The 19,661-nt window shown below is 50.1% G+C and carries 15 protein-coding genes; 7 read left to right on the top strand and 8 right to left on the bottom strand.

What is annotated here, in order from left to right:
- Positions 1-26 precede the first annotated feature (26 nt).
- From fdh3B to ABJO30_01350, 4 genes are all read right to left on the bottom strand, one after another.
- Positions 27-623, bottom strand: coding sequence for a formate dehydrogenase FDH3 subunit beta (gene fdh3B, locus ABJO30_01365; protein ID MEP3231457.1), 597 nt, complete (start codon positions 621-623; stop codon positions 27-29).
- 12 nt (positions 624-635) lie between these two features.
- Positions 636-3,500 carry a formate dehydrogenase subunit alpha gene (locus ABJO30_01360; GenBank protein MEP3231456.1) on the bottom strand — a complete coding sequence of 955 codons (2,865 nt, stop codon included), beginning with the start codon at positions 3,498-3,500 and terminating at the stop codon, positions 636-638.
- 83 nt (positions 3,501-3,583) lie between these two features.
- Complete coding sequence (locus ABJO30_01355; protein MEP3231455.1) at positions 3,584-3,775, bottom strand: twin-arginine translocation signal domain-containing protein; 192 nt, start codon at positions 3,773-3,775, stop codon at positions 3,584-3,586.
- Positions 3,776-3,869: 94 nt separating this feature from the next.
- Positions 3,870-4,478, bottom strand: a complete 609-nt coding sequence (locus tag ABJO30_01350) for a molecular chaperone TorD family protein (protein MEP3231454.1) — start codon at positions 4,476-4,478, stop codon at positions 3,870-3,872.
- Between the two features lie 376 nt (positions 4,479-4,854).
- On the opposite strand from ABJO30_01350, the gene ltaE reads away from it, so the two are divergent.
- Together ltaE and ABJO30_01340 are read left to right on the top strand one after the other, a co-directional pair.
- Positions 4,855-5,919: a low-specificity L-threonine aldolase gene (gene ltaE / locus ABJO30_01345; GenBank protein ID MEP3231453.1), complete on the top strand. Its 1,065-nt coding sequence runs from the start codon at positions 4,855-4,857 to the stop codon at positions 5,917-5,919.
- Between the two features lie 111 nt (positions 5,920-6,030).
- A complete protein-coding gene (locus tag ABJO30_01340; GenBank protein MEP3231452.1) occupies positions 6,031-7,662 on the top strand; it encodes an ABC transporter substrate-binding protein in 1,632 nt (543 codons plus the stop codon).
- Between the two features lie 8 nt (positions 7,663-7,670).
- On the opposite strand, the gene ABJO30_01335 is transcribed toward ABJO30_01340, so the two are convergent.
- Positions 7,671-8,573: a GlxA family transcriptional regulator gene (locus tag ABJO30_01335; protein ID MEP3231451.1), complete on the bottom strand. Its 903-nt coding sequence runs from the start codon at positions 8,571-8,573 to the stop codon at positions 7,671-7,673.
- Between the two features lie 195 nt (positions 8,574-8,768).
- Between ABJO30_01335 and ABJO30_01330 the strand changes: the two genes are divergently transcribed.
- Complete coding sequence (locus tag ABJO30_01330) at positions 8,769-11,195, top strand: FAD-dependent oxidoreductase (GenBank protein ID MEP3231450.1); 2,427 nt, start codon at positions 8,769-8,771, stop codon at positions 11,193-11,195.
- Positions 11,196-11,288: 93 nt separating this feature from the next.
- On the opposite strand, the gene ABJO30_01325 is transcribed toward ABJO30_01330, so the two are convergent.
- Positions 11,289-11,573: a hypothetical protein gene (locus tag ABJO30_01325; GenBank protein ID MEP3231449.1), complete on the bottom strand. Its 285-nt coding sequence runs from the start codon at positions 11,571-11,573 to the stop codon at positions 11,289-11,291.
- 335 nt (positions 11,574-11,908) lie between these two features.
- On the opposite strand from ABJO30_01325, the gene ABJO30_01320 reads away from it, so the two are divergent.
- From ABJO30_01320 to ABJO30_01305, 4 genes are all read left to right on the top strand, one after another.
- The gene (locus tag ABJO30_01320; GenBank protein MEP3231448.1) at positions 11,909-12,397 is read left to right on the top strand and encodes a (2Fe-2S)-binding protein; all 489 of its coding nucleotides are present in this window, start codon (positions 11,909-11,911) and stop codon (positions 12,395-12,397) included.
- 45 nt (positions 12,398-12,442) lie between these two features.
- The gene (locus ABJO30_01315) at positions 12,443-14,809 is read left to right on the top strand and encodes a xanthine dehydrogenase family protein molybdopterin-binding subunit (GenBank protein ID MEP3231447.1); all 2,367 of its coding nucleotides are present in this window, start codon (positions 12,443-12,445) and stop codon (positions 14,807-14,809) included.
- A gap of 11 nt (positions 14,810-14,820) precedes the next feature.
- A complete protein-coding gene (locus ABJO30_01310; protein MEP3231446.1) occupies positions 14,821-15,621 on the top strand; it encodes a xanthine dehydrogenase family protein subunit M in 801 nt (266 codons plus the stop codon).
- A 154-nt stretch (positions 15,622-15,775) separates the two neighbouring features.
- Positions 15,776-16,543: a 3-hydroxyacyl-CoA dehydrogenase gene (locus ABJO30_01305; protein MEP3231445.1), complete on the top strand. Its 768-nt coding sequence runs from the start codon at positions 15,776-15,778 to the stop codon at positions 16,541-16,543.
- Between the two features lie 65 nt (positions 16,544-16,608).
- Here the strand turns inward: ABJO30_01305 and shc are convergent, their stop codons facing one another.
- Positions 16,609-18,522: a squalene--hopene cyclase gene (gene shc / locus ABJO30_01300; protein ID MEP3231444.1), complete on the bottom strand. Its 1,914-nt coding sequence runs from the start codon at positions 18,520-18,522 to the stop codon at positions 16,609-16,611.
- A gap of 177 nt (positions 18,523-18,699) precedes the next feature.
- A partial coding sequence (locus ABJO30_01295) for a histone deacetylase family protein (protein ID MEP3231443.1) occupies positions 18,700-19,661 on the bottom strand: 962 nt, incomplete at its 5' end.

Genomic DNA, 19,661 nt, shown 5'->3' with positions numbered 1-19,661 from the left:
TAAAGCATGCTGGTGAGTTAACTGGTTTAGCCACCGGTTTTCGTTCCGTAAGCTGTGCCCCAGCCCCATGCGCCTGAACCGAAGCCACGGGCGACAACGCGCTCGCGGTAAACAGCTGAGACCACATCGCCGTCACCAGCGAGTAGAGCTTTTGTGGAACACATTTCCGCACAAAGTGGCAATTTGCCTTCCGCCAAACGGTTGCGACCGTATTTGACGAACTCTGCTTGCGACAGGTCTTCTTCAGGACCGCCAGCACAGAAGGTACATTTGTCCATCTTGCCGCGTGTACCAAAGTTTGACACTTGCGGATATTGCGGCGCGCCAAATGGACACGCGTAGAAGCAATAACCACAGCCAATGCAGAGGTCTTTAGAGTGCAGAACCACACCGTCGTCTGTGCGGTAGAAACAATCTACCGGACAAACAGCCGAGCATGGAGCGTCGGAGCAGTGCATACAAGCAATCGACAAAGAGCGCTCGCCTGGTTGACCGTCTTTCAACGTCACCACGCGACGGCGGTTAATACCCCACGCCACTTCGTTTTCATTCTTACATGCTGTGACACAAGCGTTGCATTCAATGCAGCGTTCAGCGTCACAAAGGAAAGTCATTCTAGCCATTGTATACTCCTCCTACGCAGCTTCGATGCGACATAGCGTACATTTGGTTTCCTGCATTTGGGTAACCGAATCGTAGCCATATGTTTGTGCCGTATTTGATGCCTCACCCAAGACGTATGGGTCTGCACCTTTCGGATATTTGTCGCGTTGGTCGACGCCTTGGAAATGACCACCAAAGTGGAACGGCATAAAGGCAACGCCTTTTGCAACCCGCTCGGTAACCAGTGCCATGACTTTAACCTTGCCACCCTCTGGGCCATACAGCCAAACTTGCTTGCCATCACGAATACCAAGAGTGTTGGCGTCCGATGTATTGATTTCGACAAACATGTCTTGCTGCAATTCAGCAAGCCAAGGGTTAGAACGAGATTCTTCACCGCCACCTTCATATTCAACGAGACGACCAGAGGTCAAAATCATTGGGAAGTCTTTGGAGAAGTCGTTCTTCTGGATTGACGCATAAGCAGTCGGCAGACGGTAAGCCTGACGGTCCTCATAGGTCGGATAATCTTCCACAAGATCGCGACGGTTTGTGTAAAGTGGCTCACGATGGAGCGGAATTGGATCTGGGAATGTCCAGACCACGGTCCGCGCTTTCGCGTTACCAAACGGTGCACAACCATGCTCGATAGCAACCCGCTGGATACCGCCTGAAAGGTCAGTTTTCCAGTTGGTTTTCTCACCGGCAACAGCGTCAATTGCTGAACGCTCATCATCGGTTAGATCGCCATCCCAGCCAAGTTTTTGCAACATAGCCATTGTGAACTCAGGATAACCGTCTTCGATTTCTGAGCCAGCAGACCATGAGCCTTCAGCAAGAAGGTTGTCACCATCACGTTCCACACCAAAGCGCGCACGGAAGGTCAAACCACCTTCAGCCACTGGTTTGGATGGATCGTAAAGAATTGGCGTGCCTGGGTGACCCATTTCTGGAGTACCCCAACATGGCCAAGGCATACCGTAATACTCACCATCATTCGGTCCGCCCACAGCTTGAAGCGTTGTGCGGTCGAAGGTGTGCTGGTTTGCCATGTGTGAACGTAGGCGCTCTGGCGACTGGCCAGTATACCCGATAGTCCACATGCCTTTATTGATCTCAGCGGTGACATCCTCAATGTGCGGCGTGTCATTTTCCACTTTGATGTTTTTGAACATCTCATCAGCAAAACCGAATTTCTTCGCAAGTTTATAGATGATGATGTGATCTGGCAGTGATTCAAACAATGGATCAAACACAGTTTCGCGCCACTGGATAGAGCGGTTTGAAGCTGTAACTGAGCCGTATGTTTCAAACTGTGTAGAAGCTGGAAGCAGGTAAATACCATCCTTCTTCTCAGACATAACAGCTGCCATGGTTGGGTATGGATCAATCACGACAAGAACGTCGAGTTTTTCCATGGCCTTCGCCATATCAGGTAGTCGTGTCTGTGAGTTTGGTGCGTGACCCCAGAAAACCATACCGCGAACATTGTTCGGCTGGTCAATCTTGTCAGCATCTTCGAGAACACCATCGATCCAGCGAGACACCGGAATGCCTTTGCCTTCCATCATTTCTTTGTTTTCGAAACGATCAAGGATGTAATCGTAGTCTGTTTCCCAAACACGAGCCCAGTGCTTCCATGATCCTGTTTTCAGGCCATAGTAACCAGGCAATGTGTGGGACAGAACGCCAAGGTCGGTTGCACCTTGTACATTATCGTGGCCACGGAAGATATTGGTACCGCCACCGGCTTTACCCATATTACCGAGCGCCAACTGCAAGATGCAGTATGCACGGGTGTTGTTGTTACCATTGGTGTGCTGTGTGCCACCCATACACCAGATAACGGTGCCTGGACGGTTTTGAGCAAGTGTACGTGCAACGCGTTTGAGCTGTGAGCCCGGAACGCCTGTTACCCGTTCAACTTCTTCTGGGTTCCATTTTCTAACTTCACCCTCGATTTGGTCCATACCCCAAACACGCTGACGGATGAACTCTTTGTCTTCCCAGCCATTGTCGAAGATGTGGTACAAAATGCCCCAAACAAGCGCCACATCCGTACCAGGACGGAAACGGACATACTCGTCTGCGTGGGCAGCTGTTCTGGTAAAGCGTGGGTCACACACGATAACAGGCGCATTGTTTTCTTCTTTCGCCTTCATCAGGTGAAGAAGAGACACAGGGTGCGCTTCAGCAGGGTTGCCACCGATCACGAAGATTGACCGTGAATTGTGGATGTCATTATAGGAGTTTGTCATCGCGCCATAGCCCCAGGTGTTTGCAACACCGGCAACTGTGGTTGAGTGACAAATACGGGCTTGGTGGTCCACGTTGTTTGTGCCGAAGTAGGCAGCAAATTTGCGGAACAGGTAAGCCTGCTCATTGTTGTGCTTGGCAGAACCGAGCCAATAGACGGAATCAGGACCGCTTTCAGAGCGGATTGAATCGAGCTTACCGCCCACTTCTTCAATCGCATCATCCCAGCTCATACGTTCCCACTTGCCGCTTACCAATTTCATTGGATATTTCAAGCGACGTTCGCCGTGAGCGTGTTCGCGGACAGCAGCACCTTTGGCGCAATGCGCACCAAGGTTGAACGGTGAATCAAAGCCAGGCTCTTGCCCAACCCATACGCCGTCTTCAACTTCCGCAACAACAGTACAACCCACTGAGCAGTGTGTACAAATTGATTTTACGACCTTTTTTTCCGCAGATGATTGAGCCTGAGCTTTCTCAACTGTACCGACGGTCACAGCACTTGCCGCAGCAATGCCTCCGACGGCGAGACCGGATCGTCTCAAAAACGCCCGGCGATCAAGGCCGGTGTTTGCCAGTTCTGCAATGGCAGATGACAAACGGGGGCCATTCGCAACCCCACCTGTCTTCTTCCTAAGCATATTACCTCCTAGTGGTCCAAAATGGACCGGTTTCTCCAACAACCGACCGCAATGGTCGGACAATCACAAATCAACGCGGTTCTTTAGAACCGTGATAATTCATAAACTTTCTTGACGTGATCGCTCTCTCTATATCCAGAGCCTTGGACTTCAACTTCCTCAGTCGCTTGCGCCGCGCCGCCAGTAAGTGCAGCTGCGCCACTAGCAAGTGTTCCAACACTTGCCATCTTGAGGAAAGAACGGCGGTCTGCCGTCACTTCGTCTTTATGGGCCATAAGGCACCTCCTCGTTAATCGATGCTATTGTCTCCTGTTCAGCCAAATAAGCCGCGGCGAGGCTAGCATCAGCCCCCCCGAAAAACGTAACCTCTCACTCCATTGAGAAAGCTGCGTTTTCAATCTCCATAAATTGTTTGCCGATTTCACCAACCGGCTTGTAAAGTTTTGCGGTCTCAGCTTTTTCCAAATCTTTGAAAAAGTATGAGGCCCATGACCCTATATGCTGGTCAAAAAATTCTTTCTGCGTGGCTTTGTCAGCAGGCTCACCAAAGCTACCGTCAATCAACCCTGCCATCATCTCCATTAGCGAACCAATGCCGTCTTCCGGCTCTTTAACCGTTTCAGCACGTTTAATGTTCAGCTCGCGCATTGTGTTGCGCAGTTTGGCGAGCGGCTTTTCGTTCAAGAAACCGGTTAGGTAATAGGAGCAATAAGGAACAAGTTCACCACGACCCATGCCGATGAATAAATCATTGTATTCGTGGCGGGCCTGATCAACGCCTGCTTTTTCAGCTTGTGCGGCTAACTTTTGGAATGACTTGCCAAGATCACTATCGTCGCCTTCAAGGCCGCGAACTATTGTTAGCATTTCTTCGGATGGTTCGTTTGCAAGCAGGTGCCCCAGCAGAGTGTACAGTTGCGCCCGCAACCGATCCTCATCTGAAATCTTCGATACTGTGGCTGCTCCCGAAGCCTGCATTCCATCCTCCGCATGTATGTCGTGCCAAAAAGAAACCATAATTTTTTTCGATTAGCAATAGGAAGAATATTTATCAAATTATAAAATATTATTACAAAACAATGGGTTACTAAATTACTCGACATAAAATCTTTTATTTTTTACGGGAAATATACCTATAAATTCTGGTTGCAATGCAGCAATATTTTTGTTGCTTTGCAGCATATGTTGGTCGTTGTTTTTATGTAATCAATTGATTTGTTTCTGAAATTTGTATGATTGTATTGGTGGCTCAATCGATTTGACAAAATTCTGCACTATAATGCTCATTAAGCGATTGTATTTGCATATCAAATCAGGATTCTATTCAATCTAAGAACATGTCTTGAACAGGAGAATGAACGTGTACCCAGCAGCGTCGGACACAGGCAATTTTGCCAACGCAATTGATTTGCGCAGTGACACGGTGACAAAGCCAACGACTGCGATGCGCGAGGCGATGGCCACGGCTGATGTGGGGGATGATGTTTATGGGGATGACCCGACTGTTCGCCTTTTAGAAGAAGAGGTGGCTAACCTTTTGGGAAAAGAGGCAGCCGTCTTTGTTGCGTCGGGCACGCAAAGTAATTTGATTGCCATGTTGAGCCACTGTAATCGAGGTGAAGAATATATTTCAGGCGTTTGTAATCATGTGGCGCGCTACGAGGCGGCGGGTGCGGCGGTGCTTGGCGGCATTGCACCGTTCCAATTACCGGTTGATGACAAAGGCGCGATCTCTCTCGACGATTTGAAAGGCGCCATCAAACCCGACGACCCACATTTTCCAATCAGCCGTCTTTTATGTCTGGAGAACACGGTCTATGGCCGCTTGCAAGACCAAGACAACATCGAGAGCCTTGCTGCTTTTGCAAAGAGTGAAGGCTTGGCTGTTCATATGGATGGCGCGCGTTTGATGAATGCTGTTGTTCGTTCCAATCGTTCGGCAAAAGAGCTGGTTGCCTGTTGTGATACGGTGTCGCTTTGTCTTTCCAAAGGGTTGGGCGCACCAGTTGGGTCTGTCTTAGCGGGCGGGCAAGACTTCGTCCAAAAGGCACGGCGTAATCGAAAGCTCTTAGGGGGTGGAATGCGGCAAGTTGGTATTCTGGCGGCAGCTGGTCGGTATGCCTTGGAGCACCATGTAGACCGCCTCGCAGATGACCATCGTCGGGCTCGTAACTTAGCCGAAATTCTATCGCACTATGATGAGATCACTGTTCATGAAGGCCGATTGGACACGAACATGGTGTTTCTCTCAATTTCTAATGAGCACCGCGATCCTTTGTATAACTTCTTAAAGGAGCGGGGAATTATTCTCGGTTCACCAGCTGATATTATGCGCTGTGTCACCCACTTAGATGTCGACGATGATGCACTGTCACAAATAAAATCATCAATTGATCAGTATTTTGCTGTTGCTTCATAAGTCGCGTTGCGGTGTGATGGTGAGTATAGATCAAAACGCCTTTTGGCGTATTCGTCCTAACCTAGATAAATCGGAGTTGTCGCTGTGTCCTTAAGCAGGTCGGGCAAAAAAATGCTAAAGAAAATTGCTGACCTTTCAAAGAATGTGAAAACAGGGAATTTGGATAGGCGCGAGTTTTTGGCATTGGCCAGCATGTTTGGCGCGACCACTGCAACGGCCTATTCGATGATCGGTTTGCCGGTTCCAGCCCGTGCGGATACTCAAGACCTACGTGGCGTTAAAGGCGGCATATTGCGCGTCTCGATGGCGATCCTCGAAATCAAAGACCCGCGTACTTACGATTGGCCTGTTATGGGCAATATGGGGCGCCAGTTCTTGGACCCGTTGGTTAAATATACAACCAACTTCACCTTTGAAGGCAAGCTGCTTGAAAGCTGGGACATCTCAGAGGATGCCAAAACTTATACATTGCACATACGCAAAGGTGTGAAATGGAATAACGGCGATGACTTTAATGCAGACGACGTGATTTTTAACATCACGCGCTGGTGCGATAAAACAGTCATTGGCAACTCCATGGCGGGCCGTTTTGCGACATTGATTGATTCTGAAACCAAGCAGCTAGCTGAGGGCATTGTTGAGCGTCTTGATGATTACACGGTGATGCTCAACCTCAAGCAGCCTGACATCACCATTATTCCCGGCATGGCTGATTATCCTGCTTTGATTGTTCATCGTGATTTTGAAAAAGCGCATGATGGTGATCATGCTAAGTTTCCAATTGGTACTGGTCCGTTCGTCATGCAAGAGCATGTTGTGGGTGACCGTGCTTCAGTGCGTCGCCGTTTGGATAATTCTTGGTGGGGTGGGGAGACGTTTTTAGATGGTGTTGATTTCCTTGATCCTGGTACTGATCCCGTTACTGAAGTCGACTTTTTCGAAACTCAAATCGTTGATGTCAATTTCGAAACCACAGGCGATTTCGTCAATGTGTTAGACCGTCTTGGGTTTGTTAAATCTGAGGTCGATACGGCGGCCACTATTGTTTGCCGAACCAACGCGAAAACCGCGCCTTATGATGATGAGCGTGTGCGCCGTGCCCTTCAATTGGCCGTTGATAACAACATCGTCCTTCAGCTTGGTATCGCGAGCCTTGGTAAGGTGGCGGAAAACCACCATGTCGCGCCCATTCATCCAGAATATGCGAAATTGCCTGCGCCCAAACGCGATGTAGAGGCATCTCGAAAACTTCTGGAAGAGGCGGGGCAAAGCGGTTTCACGCATACACTTATTTCCGTCAAAGGCGATTGGCGCGAACAAACCACGGATGCCATTGCAACCCAACTGCGCGGCGCTGGTATCAAGGTTAAACGCAAGAGCATTGCCGGGTCAGAGTTTTGGTCGAAATGGGCAACCCATCCTTTTTCCTCAACCAATTGGTCGATGAGGCCATTGGGCGTTCAAGTCTTGGCGCTTGCTTATCGTTCTGGCGAAGCATGGAATGAGACGGCTTTTGAAAACCCTGAATTTGATCAAAAGCTCAATGAAGCGCTCGCGATTGTTGATCCTGAAAAACGGCGTTTGGTGATGGTGGATATTCAATCCATTCTCCAGCAGTCTGGCGTGATCATTCAACCTTTTTGGCGTTCGCTTTATTGCCACCATGTTGAGGCGGTTAAAAACTACACCATGCATCCAACTTTTGAGATGGATTTTGACAAGGTTTGGATCGACGAAAGTTAAGCCTTCGCCTAACGGGCGCTCATGCGCGTTTGTCTCGGGGTTTCACCATATTGTTTGCGATATGCCGTGCTGAAACTTGGCTGACTTGAAAATCCCGTCATCTGGCTAATATCGGCCAATCGGTTGTTAGAATGCAGCAGCATATCGTGGGCGCATTCGAGACGTTGTATTTGATAATAAGCCTTCGGCGTGGTCTTGAGCCAGAGGTTGAAGTGTCTCTCTAAGCGTCTTGTATGGATGCCGCATCTCTCTGAAATATCAGAGATTGTTAGTGGTCGCTCGATATTGTCTTGCATCAGTTTCATGGCAAGCTGCATTTGGTCTGGCAGGTGAGTATTCCGGTTTGTACGCCCACCGCGCTGGCTCTCTCCGCCCTCGCGTAAACGATCATGCTGAAACTGATTGCCGGCAAATCTAGCTGTCTCTTCGCCATGCTTCATGGAGATGAGATGCAGCATCATATCCATGCTGGCAGCACCACCAGAGCAGGTGAGCAATTTATCATCATTGACGAAGAGGGTCTCTTCCACATTGAGCGCTGGAAAAGCGTCGCGAAGGCTTGGCAAAAACTCCCAGTGGGCCGTGCATCGTCTGTCACCAATAAGACCAGCCCGAGCAAGTAAAAATGTACCACCAGATAAGGCCCCGATATTGATCCCACTTTTAGACGCCCGTTGCAGGGTTGCGTTGATGCGTGAGCGTTCTGGTGTGTCGGTGGTGAGCCCTGCAGAAACAAACAGCCTATCCAGAACAGGCGCATCGCTGAGCGCGCTTTGAACATCGACTTTCATGCCGTTTGACGCATGAACCGCTTCACCGTCTAAGCTATAGTAATGCCATGCATAAACAGTCTTGCCTAAATGACGATTGGCAGCCCGCAGCGGTTCAATTGCCGCCGCCACGCTCATCATGGAAAAGTCTCCAATTAAAAAGAAGCCGAAGTTTTCTGTCATATTGTCACAAAAGCAAAAAAAAGCGTCGAGAAAAAGCATTTTCTGAAATTTATCTGACTTGATACTTTAAAAAAGCGGTTCGCTTGGGCGAGCCGATAAGAAAGCACTGATGAAGAGTGCAATTTTGGCCTTAGGCCAGTTGGAGGAAATTAAATGAGAACTCATGCGCGTGCAGTGGTTATCGGCGGTGGTGTCGTTGGCTGTTCAGTCCTTTATCACCTAGCGAAAGCAGGATGGACGGATATTGTTCTTTTAGAGCGCGATGAGTTGACCTCTGGTTCAACGTGGCACGCAGCAGGCGGCATGCACACAATCAATGGTGACCCCAATGTTGCCAAGCTCCAGCAATACACAATCGACCTTTATAAAGAGATTGAAGAAGCCTCCGGCCAAGAAACTGGCGTGCACCTAACAGGTGGCGTGATGATGGCTTCCACCGTTGAGCGGATGGACTGGCTTAAAGGGCTTGTTGCGAAGGGCACCTATCTTGGCATTGAAGCTGATTTGATCACACCGGAAGAAGCGCACGAATTAATGCCACTTCTTGATCCGTCCCAATTTGTGGGTGGTGTGAGAACTTATGTTGATGGTCACCTTGACCCATCAGGGGTTACCCACGCTTATGCAAAAGCTGCTCGTAAACTGGGTGCCGACATTGAACGCTTTACCAAAGTGGAAGACCTTGCACAAAACCGCGATGGCACATGGCGCGTTATCACCAATAAGGGTGAAATCATCGCCGAGAATGTCGTCAATGCTGGTGGCCTTTGGGCGCGTGAAGTTGGACAGATGGTGGGGTTAAACCTTCCGCTTATGGCGATGGAGCATATGTACCTCATCACTGAGGATATGCCGGAAGTTGCCGAGATTAATAAGACTACTGGCAAAGAAGTTTTCCACGCCGTCGATTTTGATGGTGAACTTTACTTGCGCCAAGAGCGCGGCGGCATGTTGATGGGCACCTATGAAAAAGCCTGTGTGCCATGGTCTGTTCACTCTACGCCATGGGAATTTGGTCACGAGCTGCTTGAGCCAGATATCGACCGTATCGCGCCATCATTGGAAGTTGGCTTTAAACACTTCCCAGCGTTTGAGCGCGCGGGTATCAAACAAATCATCAATGGTCCCTTCACCTTTGCACCAGACGGTAACCCGTTGGTTGGTCCTGTGCGTGGTTTACCGGGTTATTGGTGTGCCTGCGCGGTTATGGCGGGCTTCAGCCAAGGCGGCGGCGTTGGTTTGACCCTTGCAAATTGGATGACCGAGGGCGATCCAGGTTATGATATCTTTGCGATGGATATTGGCCGTTATGGTGACTGGGCAACACCTGCATATACCAATGTAAAAGTGCAGGAAAACTATTCACGTCGCTTCTCAATCAAGTTCCCGAACGAAGAATTGCCAGCAGGCCGTCCGCTTCGCACAACCGCGATCTACGACAAATTGTCAGCGCATGGCGCACAATGGGGCCAAGCCTATGGTCTTGAAATTCCGCTCTGGTTTGCGCCAGAAGGGGTGAAGGATGAGTTCTCTTGGCACCGATCAACCGACTTTGAACATGTCGCCAACGAAGTGAAGGGCGTGCGTGAAGGCGTTGGACTTGGTGAAATTTCAGGCTTTGCCAATTACACCATCACAGGATCGGGGGCAGCTGAATGGCTTGACCGCATTCTAGCATGCAAGCTGCCAAAAGAAGGCCGCATGACATTGGCGCCGATGCTGAAAGAAAACGGCAAAGTGATTGGCGATTTCTCACTTGCAAACCTCGGTAATGGCAAATGGTTCATCGCTGGTTCTGGTATCGCGGAAGAATACCACATGCGCTGGTTTGAACAGCACCTGCCAGATGATGGGTCCGTTGTGGTTGAGGCGCTTGGCGTCAGTTTAACAGGTCTCACAATCGCTGGCCCGAAAGCTCGCGATCTGCTGGCGAAAGTGACACACGCGGATGTTTCCAAAACCGCCTTTAAGTTTATGGATATTCGTGAGCTTTATATCGGCATGGCGAAATGTCTTGTTGGTCGTGTCAGCTTTACCGGTGACATGGGTTATGAGATTTGGATCAAGCCAGAAGATCAACGTATGGTCTTTGACCTGTTGATGAGCGAAGGCGAAGAGCTTGGTATTTCCTTGTTCGGTGGCCGTGCATTGAATGCGATGCGTCTTGAGAAAAACTACGGCACATGGGCGCGTGAATATCGCCCCGTATATGGCCCGCTTGAATCGGGACTTGATCGTTTTGTTGCTTATGGCAAAGACGCTGACTTCATTGGTAAGGCTGCGGCAATTCAAGAGCGCGAGGACGGCGGTAAGCTGCGCCTTTGTGCCTTTGTTATTGAAGCAAAGAATGCGGATGTGATTGGCGACGAACCTGTCTATCACAATGGCGAAGTTAAAGGCTGGGTAACATCAGGCGGTTTTGCTCATCACAGTCAAAAATCAGTTGCGATGGGTTACATCCCGAAAGAGATTGCAAGTGAAGCAGGCGGCTTTGAAATTGAATTGCTGGGAGAAAAGCTGAAAGCCACTATTCAGACCGTGCCATTGTTTGATGCAAACTATGAGCGCATGCGTGGCTAGCTTACGGCCCCTTACTTAGTAAGGTCTACTGACAAAAATGCCGTGGTGGATATCTGTCCACCACGGCATTTTCTTGTTTAAATCTGAGTTGGTTTATTTGCCAAGCTTGTTGCGAACAAAGCTGATGACTGCAAGCACCACGCCGCCGCCAACGCCGCCGCCTGCAAGGCTGCCGATAATGCCACCAATGTCAGCACCACCTGCTTCAGGCGCTGCCCCACCAAGCACTGCACCTAGAATTTGGCCACCCACGCCACCGCCGACAATGCCGCCGATTGAGTTGATCAACCCACCTTGGTTGATGCTTGGAATAAGTTTACCTGCTACGTTGCCGCCAATAGCACCAGATGCGAGCTGAATGATAAGTGAAAGATCCATGGATGTCCCCTGATATGTATTTATAGTTGTATGCTTATTTTGTATGCAATCTCGAGGCGTGTCCAGTCGTTTATCAAAAAATGCTTGGTGGTGTTGATACAGGTCCAGAGGGATTTATCATTGATGCAGCTGTTGATGATGCTTTGAAGGACACCATTAAACGTAAGAAGTCAGAGTGCGCAGACGCTTGGTATTGATCACCACTATACCGTGGTCCAGCATCACTCTTCACGCCAATGTTGATCGGCTTTGAATAAATAGACCACGCAACCCCTTGCAATGAAGGTTAAATTTGTTCCACACTCTACTTTCGAGGTTTTGGAGGAGGATCGAAAATGACCACAGTTAAGATGACGGTCAATGGTGAGGTTAGGTCGGCAGATGTCGAAGACCGCACTTTGTTGGTAGATTATTTGCGGGAAAATTTGGAATTAACGGGCACACACGTTGGATGCGATACATCCCAATGCGGCGCTTGTGTTGTTCATGTGGATGGCAAGGCGGTTAAGTCTTGCACAATGTTGGCTGCTCACGCAGAAGGCGCGGAAGTTAAAACGATTGAGGGCTTGGCAGATGGGATGGACCTTCATCCAATGCAGGCAGCGTTCCGCGAACATCACGGCCTACAGTGCGGTTACTGCACGCCAGGCATGATTATGACAGCTGTTGATATGGTGAAACGCCATGGTGGTCCTGTTGATGAAGCGACCATTCGCTCAGAACTGGAAGGCAACATTTGCCGCTGTACTGGTTACCACAACATCGTAAAGGCGATTAAAGCCGCGTCTGAAACGATGGCAGGTATGCCGGAAGCCGCCGAGTAGTTTTGCTCATCTATTTTTTGACTTTAGTTTCGGGAGGAAACGAAAATGTCAGCTCAAGGTATCGGCGCACGCGTGGTGCGCAAAGAAGATAAAAGATTTATCACAGGGCGCGGTCGTTATACGGACGACATCACCTTGCCAGGTCAACTCTATGCCCGTTTCGTGCGCTCACCACATGCTCACGCCAAAGTAAAATCCATCGACGCATCTGCTGCAAAAGCGATGGACGGCGTGATTGATGTTTTGACCGGCGAGCAATTGGTTGGTGATGGCATTGGCAACATCATTTGTGGTTGGATGATCCATTCTAAAGATGGTTCCCCAATGAACATGGGCGCATGGCCTGCTATGGCACCTGAAACAGTTCGGTTTGTTGGTGAGGCTGTCGCTGTTGTGATCGGTCGCTCAAAGGCAATTGCGGAAGCAGGCGTTGAAGCTGTCAATGTTGACTGGGACGTGCTTCCAGCTGTGATAACAGCGGCGGCGGCTCAAGCAGATGGCGCGCCACAGCTTCACCCAGAAGCGGCAGGCAATTTGATCTATGATTGGGAAATCGGCGAAGAAGCCGCAACTGATGAAGCGATCGCTGGAGCCTCTCATGTAACACGTATGGAAATCACCAATAACCGCTTGGTGCCAAACGCGATGGAGCCGCGTGCTGCCAATGCTGCTTACGATGCAGCAGAAGAGCACTATACGCTCTATACAACCAGCCAAAACCCACATGTGGCACGGCTTGTTTTGTCTGCGTTTTATCAAGTCGCACCAGAGCATAAACTGCGCGTTATTGCGCCAGATGTTGGTGGTGGATTTGGGTCTAAGATTTACATCTACCCAGAAGAAATTGTGTGTCTTTGGGCCTCCATGAAAATTGGCGGACGGCCTGTTAAATGGACATCTGACCGCACCGAAGCATTCTTGACGGATGCACACGGTCGCGATCACGTTTCAACGGCTGAAATGGCGTTTGATGCAAACAACAAGATTACAGGGCTGAAGGTTACGACGAAAGCAAACCTTGGCGCTTACATGTCGTTGTTCTCATCATCTGTGCCGACCTATCTTTATGCAACATTGTTGTCGGGCCAATATAACATTCCAAACATCCACGCGAATGTGCAAACGCTCTACACAAATACAGTGCCAGTTGATGCCTACCGTGGGGCAGGGCGTCCAGAAGCCTCCTACCTCATTGAGCGCATGATGGAGACTGCAGCGCGTGAATTGGGCGTTGATCCGTCTGACCTGCGTGAAGCAAACTTCATTCAAGAATTCCCGCACCAAACACCTGTTATCATGTGTTACGACGCCGGTGATTTTGGCGTGTCGATGAAGGCTGCGAAAGGGGCGATTGACTATGATGGTTTCGAAGCCCGTAAAGCCGCCTCAGCAGCACAAGGCAAAATGCGCGGCATTGGCTTTTCTTGCTACATCGAAGCCTGCGGCATTGCGCCATCGGCGGCTGTTGGTTCGTTAGGTGCTGGTGTTGGTCTTTGGGAATCTGCTGAGGTTCGCGTGAACCCAGTCGGCACCATCGAAATTTTGACAGGCTCGCACAGTCACGGCCAAGGCCACGAGACGACATTCGCGCAAGTGGTGTCTGATCGTTTCGGTCTACCAACAGACAATATCCAAATCGTCCACGGCGATACGGATAAGGTGCAGTTTGGTATGGGTACTTATGGTTCCCGTTCTGGCGCTGTTGGTATTTCAGCCATCGTCAAAGCACTTGATAAGGTGGAAGCGAAAGCTAAGAAAATCGCAGCACACCTGCTTGAAGCAGATGAAGGCGACATCGTCATCGAAGACGGCGAAGTGAAAGTGTCCGGTACGGATAAGAAACTTGACTGGCATGAAGTCTGCCTTGGTGCTTACACCGCGCACAATTTGCCAGAGGGCATGGAACCGGGCCTTAAAGAAGGCGCGTTTTATGATCCGGCAAACTTCACCTTCCCAGCAGGTACTTATATCTGCGAAGTAGAAGTTGATCCGCAAACAGGCGTCACTGATATCATTGATTTCGTGGCAGCTGATGACTTCGGCAAAATCATCAATCCGATGATTGTTGAAGGTCAGGTTCATGGTGGTTTGGCGCAAGGTATCGGCCAAGCACTTCTTGAGGGGGCAAGCTATAGTGAAAGCGGCCAACTCGAGACAGCATCCTTCATGGATTACTGTATGCCACGCGCGGATGACCTTCCGTCGTTCCAAGTGTCGCATCATGAAACATTATCACCATCCAACCCGCTCGGCATTAAAGGCTGCGGTGAGGCGGGGGCTATTGGTTCTCCACCAGCGGTGATCAATGCGATCACAAATGCAATTGGCAACAATGATTTGAGCATGCCTGCAACACCACAAAAAGTGTGGGCCGCAATACAAGCAGCCAGCACGGCTGAAGCAGCAGAGTAAGGACAAAAAAGATGTATGAAACAAAATATCAAAAACCATCCTCTCTCGCAGACGCTGTTTCCGCGATGGGGTCTTCTGACGACGGTAAGTTTCTAGGCGGCGGGCAAACGCTCATCCCAACCATGAAACAACGCCTTGCCGCTCCAACTGATGTGATCAGCGTGGCTGGCCTGCCAGAATTGCAGGGCATCACTGTTAACGGTGATAGTGTCACTATTGGTGCTGGCACCACTCACGCAACGGTTGCGGGATCAGTGGATGTGCAAAGCGCTATTCCAGCCCTTGCCGCTCTAGCAGGCGGCATCGGTGATCCGCAGGTGCGCAACATGGGAACGCTCGGCGGATCTGTTGCAAACAATGATCCGGCGGCTGATTATCCAAGTGCCGTTTTGGGGCTTGGTGCAACGGTCAACACAAATACCCGTGCCATTGCCGCAGATGACTTTTTTGAAGGCATGTTTGGCACCGTCTTGGAAGATGATGAAGTGATTGTCTCAATCTCTTTTCCAAAACCAAAACGGGCAGCCTACGCAAAGTTTGATAACCCTGCTTCACGCTATGCGCTGGCAGGTGCCTTCGTAGCTGAACTTGCAGACGGCTCCGTTCGTGTGGCTGTAACAGGGGCGGGCGCTGACGGTGTCTTCCGTGCTTCTGAGATGGAAGCAGCGCTTAGTTCAAACTTTAGTGCTGATGCCATTGCAGGCATCTCCATTGATGCAGACGAGCTCATGGAAGATATGCATGGATCGGCTGATTATCGGGCCAATATTGTAAAAGTAATGGCAGGCCGTGCGGTTTCAGCTGCTGGCTAGATTTGATTAAATAGCAAAAACGAAATCCCGGCTTTAAGTCGGGATTTTTTATGATCATAAGGTTTTGCCGCTTTGCGAATTGGTTTTCTGCTCTAGCACCTTGTTAAAGCGTCGCGCCTAGGCAATATGCAGGCAACATAACTGAGGAAATACCATGAAACTGAACAATGAATTGGCAGCGATTGTCACTGGTGGCGCATCTGGCCTTGGCGAAGCAACAGCGCGTGCTCTTGCGGCAAAGGGCGTAAGCGTTGCGATCTTTGATATGAATAAAGAGGCTGGCGTTGCCGTTGCCAAAGATATTGAAGGCATTTTCATTGAAGTCGATGTATCAAGCCCTGAAAGCGTTGCAGCGGCGATGGTAACGGTCAAAGAAGAATGCGGCACTCTGCGCATCTGCGTAAACTGTGCTGGCGTCGCGCCTGCCCAAAAGACAGTTTCAAAAGGTGTGGTTCACGATGCGGCTTTATTCCAGAAGGTCATCAACATCAATCTGGTCGGCACCTTCAACGTAGCAAGCCAAGCAGCTCAATTGATGGCTGAAGCCGATCCACTAACAGCTGATGGCGAACGGGGCGTGATCGTCAATACGGCCTCTGTTGCAGCCTTCGATGGTCAAGTGGGTCAAGTGGCCTACGGTTCTTCAAAAGCAGCGGTTGCAGGCATGACGCTACCTATGGCCCGCGATCTTTCACGCGATGGTATCCGCGTTATGACAATCGCACCTGGTATCTTCGGCACGCCAATGCTGCTTGCTATGCCTGAAGAAGTGCAAGATGCGCTTGGCAAACAAGTTCCATTCCCTTCACGCCTCGGCAAGCCAGAAGAATATGCAAATTTGGTGATGGCGATTGCAGAAAATGAAATGCTGAACGGCGAAACAATCCGCCTTGACGGCGCGATCAGAATGGCACCGAGATAGGGTCTGTTTGAGCGAATAAATTTGGTAGATCAGCGCGCGCGTTTGTGAACCTCAAGCATTCCTGCTTAAAGCCCCCACTTAACCTCACGGTCGTTGGACGCCATTAAGTTTTGGTAGCGTGCAACGGCCCATAGTGGGAAGTAGGACGCATAGCCGTGGTATTTTAGATAAAATACGCGCGGGAAGCCTGTTCCAGACCAATTTTGCTCATCCCACCGTGCGCCATCTTTTGGAGCTTGGGTGAGGTAGCTAACGCCTTTTTGGACAGCTTCATCTTCAACGGCATCAGCAGACATGAGGCCCATTAGCGCCCATGCGGTTTGTGATGCGGTTGATGCTTCGCCGTAGCCTTTTTTCGTCACGTCATAAGTTTCAAGACCTTCGCCCCAACCGCCATCTTCGCGCTGTTGTGCTTTTAGCCATTGGACCGCTTTTTGAACGTAGGGTTGGTTCATGTCTTCGCCAGCGCCTTTAAGCGCAACAAGAGCGGACCATGTTCCATAAATATAATTAGCACCCCAACGCCCAAACCAAGAGCCATCTTTTTCTTGGTCGCGCTTGATAAACTCGACACCTTTAGCAATAGCGCGTTTGTAGCGTTTGCTGTCTACCTGAGAGAGTGCACCGACACAGCGCGCCGTCACATCCACTGTTGGCGGGTCGAGCAAAGCACCATGATCAGCGAATGGAATGTGGTTGAGATAAAAGTGCTCGTTTTCAGGTTCGAAAGCACCCCAGCCGCCGGATGTTGATTGCATACCAAGCAACCACTCACAGCCGCGTTCTATCGCTTCATTGTAATCTGAACTTCCTTGCCTGTTCATCGCAAGGATCACCACTGCCGTGTCATCCACATCAGGGTAGTGCGCATTTTCATATTGGAAAGCCCAGCCGCCTGGTCGTGTGTCAGGGCGGCGAACAGCCCAGTCACCGCGAAGGTCAAGAATCTGGCGTTCTTTCAGCCAATCAAGCGACGCTTTCAATTTTGGGTCGTCGCGCTCACCTGATTCTAAGATCGCGTGAGCGGCAAGACATGTATCCCAAACAGGCGAGAGGCAAGGCTGGAAATAAATCGAATCTTCCCGCTCAGTCAGCAAGTTTTCAACAGCTTCACGTGCGGTCACCATATCTGGATGGTCATCAGCATAGCCAAGAGCACGATAGGCCATAACCGCGTTGGCCATAGCAGGATAAATAGCTCCGAGGCCGTCTTGGCCATTTAGCCGTTCGGTAAAGAATTCAACTGCTTTGTTGATCGCTTTTTTCTTGCCAGCTTTTAGAGCATTCGGTTCGATGAAGCGAAGAAACTTATCAAGTTGCAAGAACGCAGTGCCCCAATAAGAACCAGTATGGTTCACATTGTAGACTTTCTCTTTTTCAGGCGGGGTAACGAAGAGTTCGCGGATGTCTCTGCCTGTTGGGTTGTCGCCCTGTGCCTTTTTGGCAAACAAAACGAGCAGTGGCACAAGAACGGTGCGTGCCCAGTAAGACATTTTGGAAATGTGAAACGGTGACCAGACCGGCTGCAACATCATTTGTACCGGCATAGTGGGAACAGCACGCCACGGCACTTGACCAAACAGGGCCATTGCGATGCGAGTGAATACATTGGCAGTGGATGCACCGCCTTGTGCAAGTATCCATTCGCGCGCACGTTTCATGTGGTCTGCGTCTATATCATCGCCTGCTAGTTTTAAGGCCCAATAGCCTTTTACGCTGGCAGAGATGTTTCCTTCACCATTGTGAAAGAGTGGCCATGAGCCATTTTCATTTTGCACTGTGCGAATATAACGGGCAATTTTTTCTTCCCGTTCCGCATCAATTTCGCCAAGGAAATGGCGCAGCAAAATGTACTCAGAAGGGATGGTGGCATCGGCCTCCAATTCGAAGACAAAGTGGCCGTCGTCCTTCTGCTCATCAAACAGCGCAGCGCGCTGAGATGTGACTACAGCCTCAATCTCTTGAATGTGAATCGTCATCGATAACCTGTTACACTAATAATAGCGATGAAGCCGCATACCTTTCGGGTATGCAAAAAGCAACCTTAATGTTGCTTTAGCCTACTTAGAATGGCGACCAAATTCTAGCTTTTTGATGGCAAAGGGAGCAATTTCGTGAATTGGGGTAAACAACGGCAACGCTTGTGGCCGTTTTGCTTAAGTCGCCGTGGCACCTGCCAAAAAAGCTGCAAGGTTATCTGTTAATATGTCAGACAAATACCCACCTTCTTGAACGTAAACTGTCGGCAGCCCAATTTCAGCAACCGAACGCCCAATTTGCTCAAAACCTTTTGTTGTAACGCTTAAGCCGCGCAACGGGTCTTTCTCTGACGCATCAAGCCCCAGTGCGACCACAAGAACAGAGGGTGCAAACGCGGAAATCGTCCGTTTTGCCTGCTCCAACGTACTGAGAAAAACATCGTCCTCAGAATGTGGTGGCATAGGCAAATTAAGGTTGAAACCCTCGCCATCACCCGCGCCACGCTCATTGGTATGTCCCCAATGGAATGGATAATAATTGGCGGGATCACAATGCATTGAAATTGTCAGCACATCGCGGCGGTTATAAAAAATGCCCTGTGTGCCATTCCCGTGATGCACATCAACATCCAATATGGCGACGCGGTCGTGATGCTTTCGCAACTGCTGCGCGACAATGGCGCAATTGTTCAAAAAGCAAAACCCGCCTGCCATATCAGCATAAGCATGATGGCCGGGTGGGCGACAAAGCGCATAGGCATGTTGGTCACCCGATTGTACCAATTCAGCAGCGGTAAGCGCTGTGTTGGCAGAGGCACAAGCGGCTTTGAAGGTGTTCTCGCCAAGCGGGCAGGAGGTATCTGCCATATGCCATCCCGCGCGGCCAACTACTCCTTTGGGGTAAGTGCCTTGATAGCGGGTTGGATGAATGTTCGCGGTCACCTCTTTGGACGCGCCACCGGGGAGGCGTTGCCATTCTTCATTGGCTGTTTCTAAGAAATTCAAATAGTCAGGCGTATGAACCGCAGCGCGGGGGCCGGGGCCGAAATCTTTGGCAGGTAGGACCGGAACATCAAGCCGGTCGAGCGCTGTCTTCAAGCGGTCGGCGCGTTCTGGCTGTTCAGCAGAGCGCGTTACTT

Source organism: Hyphomicrobiales bacterium, from assembly GCA_039973685.1.
Lineage (GTDB): Bacteria > Pseudomonadota > Alphaproteobacteria > Rhizobiales > JACESI01 > JACESI01.
This window is presented reverse-complemented; position numbering and strand designations above follow the sequence as displayed.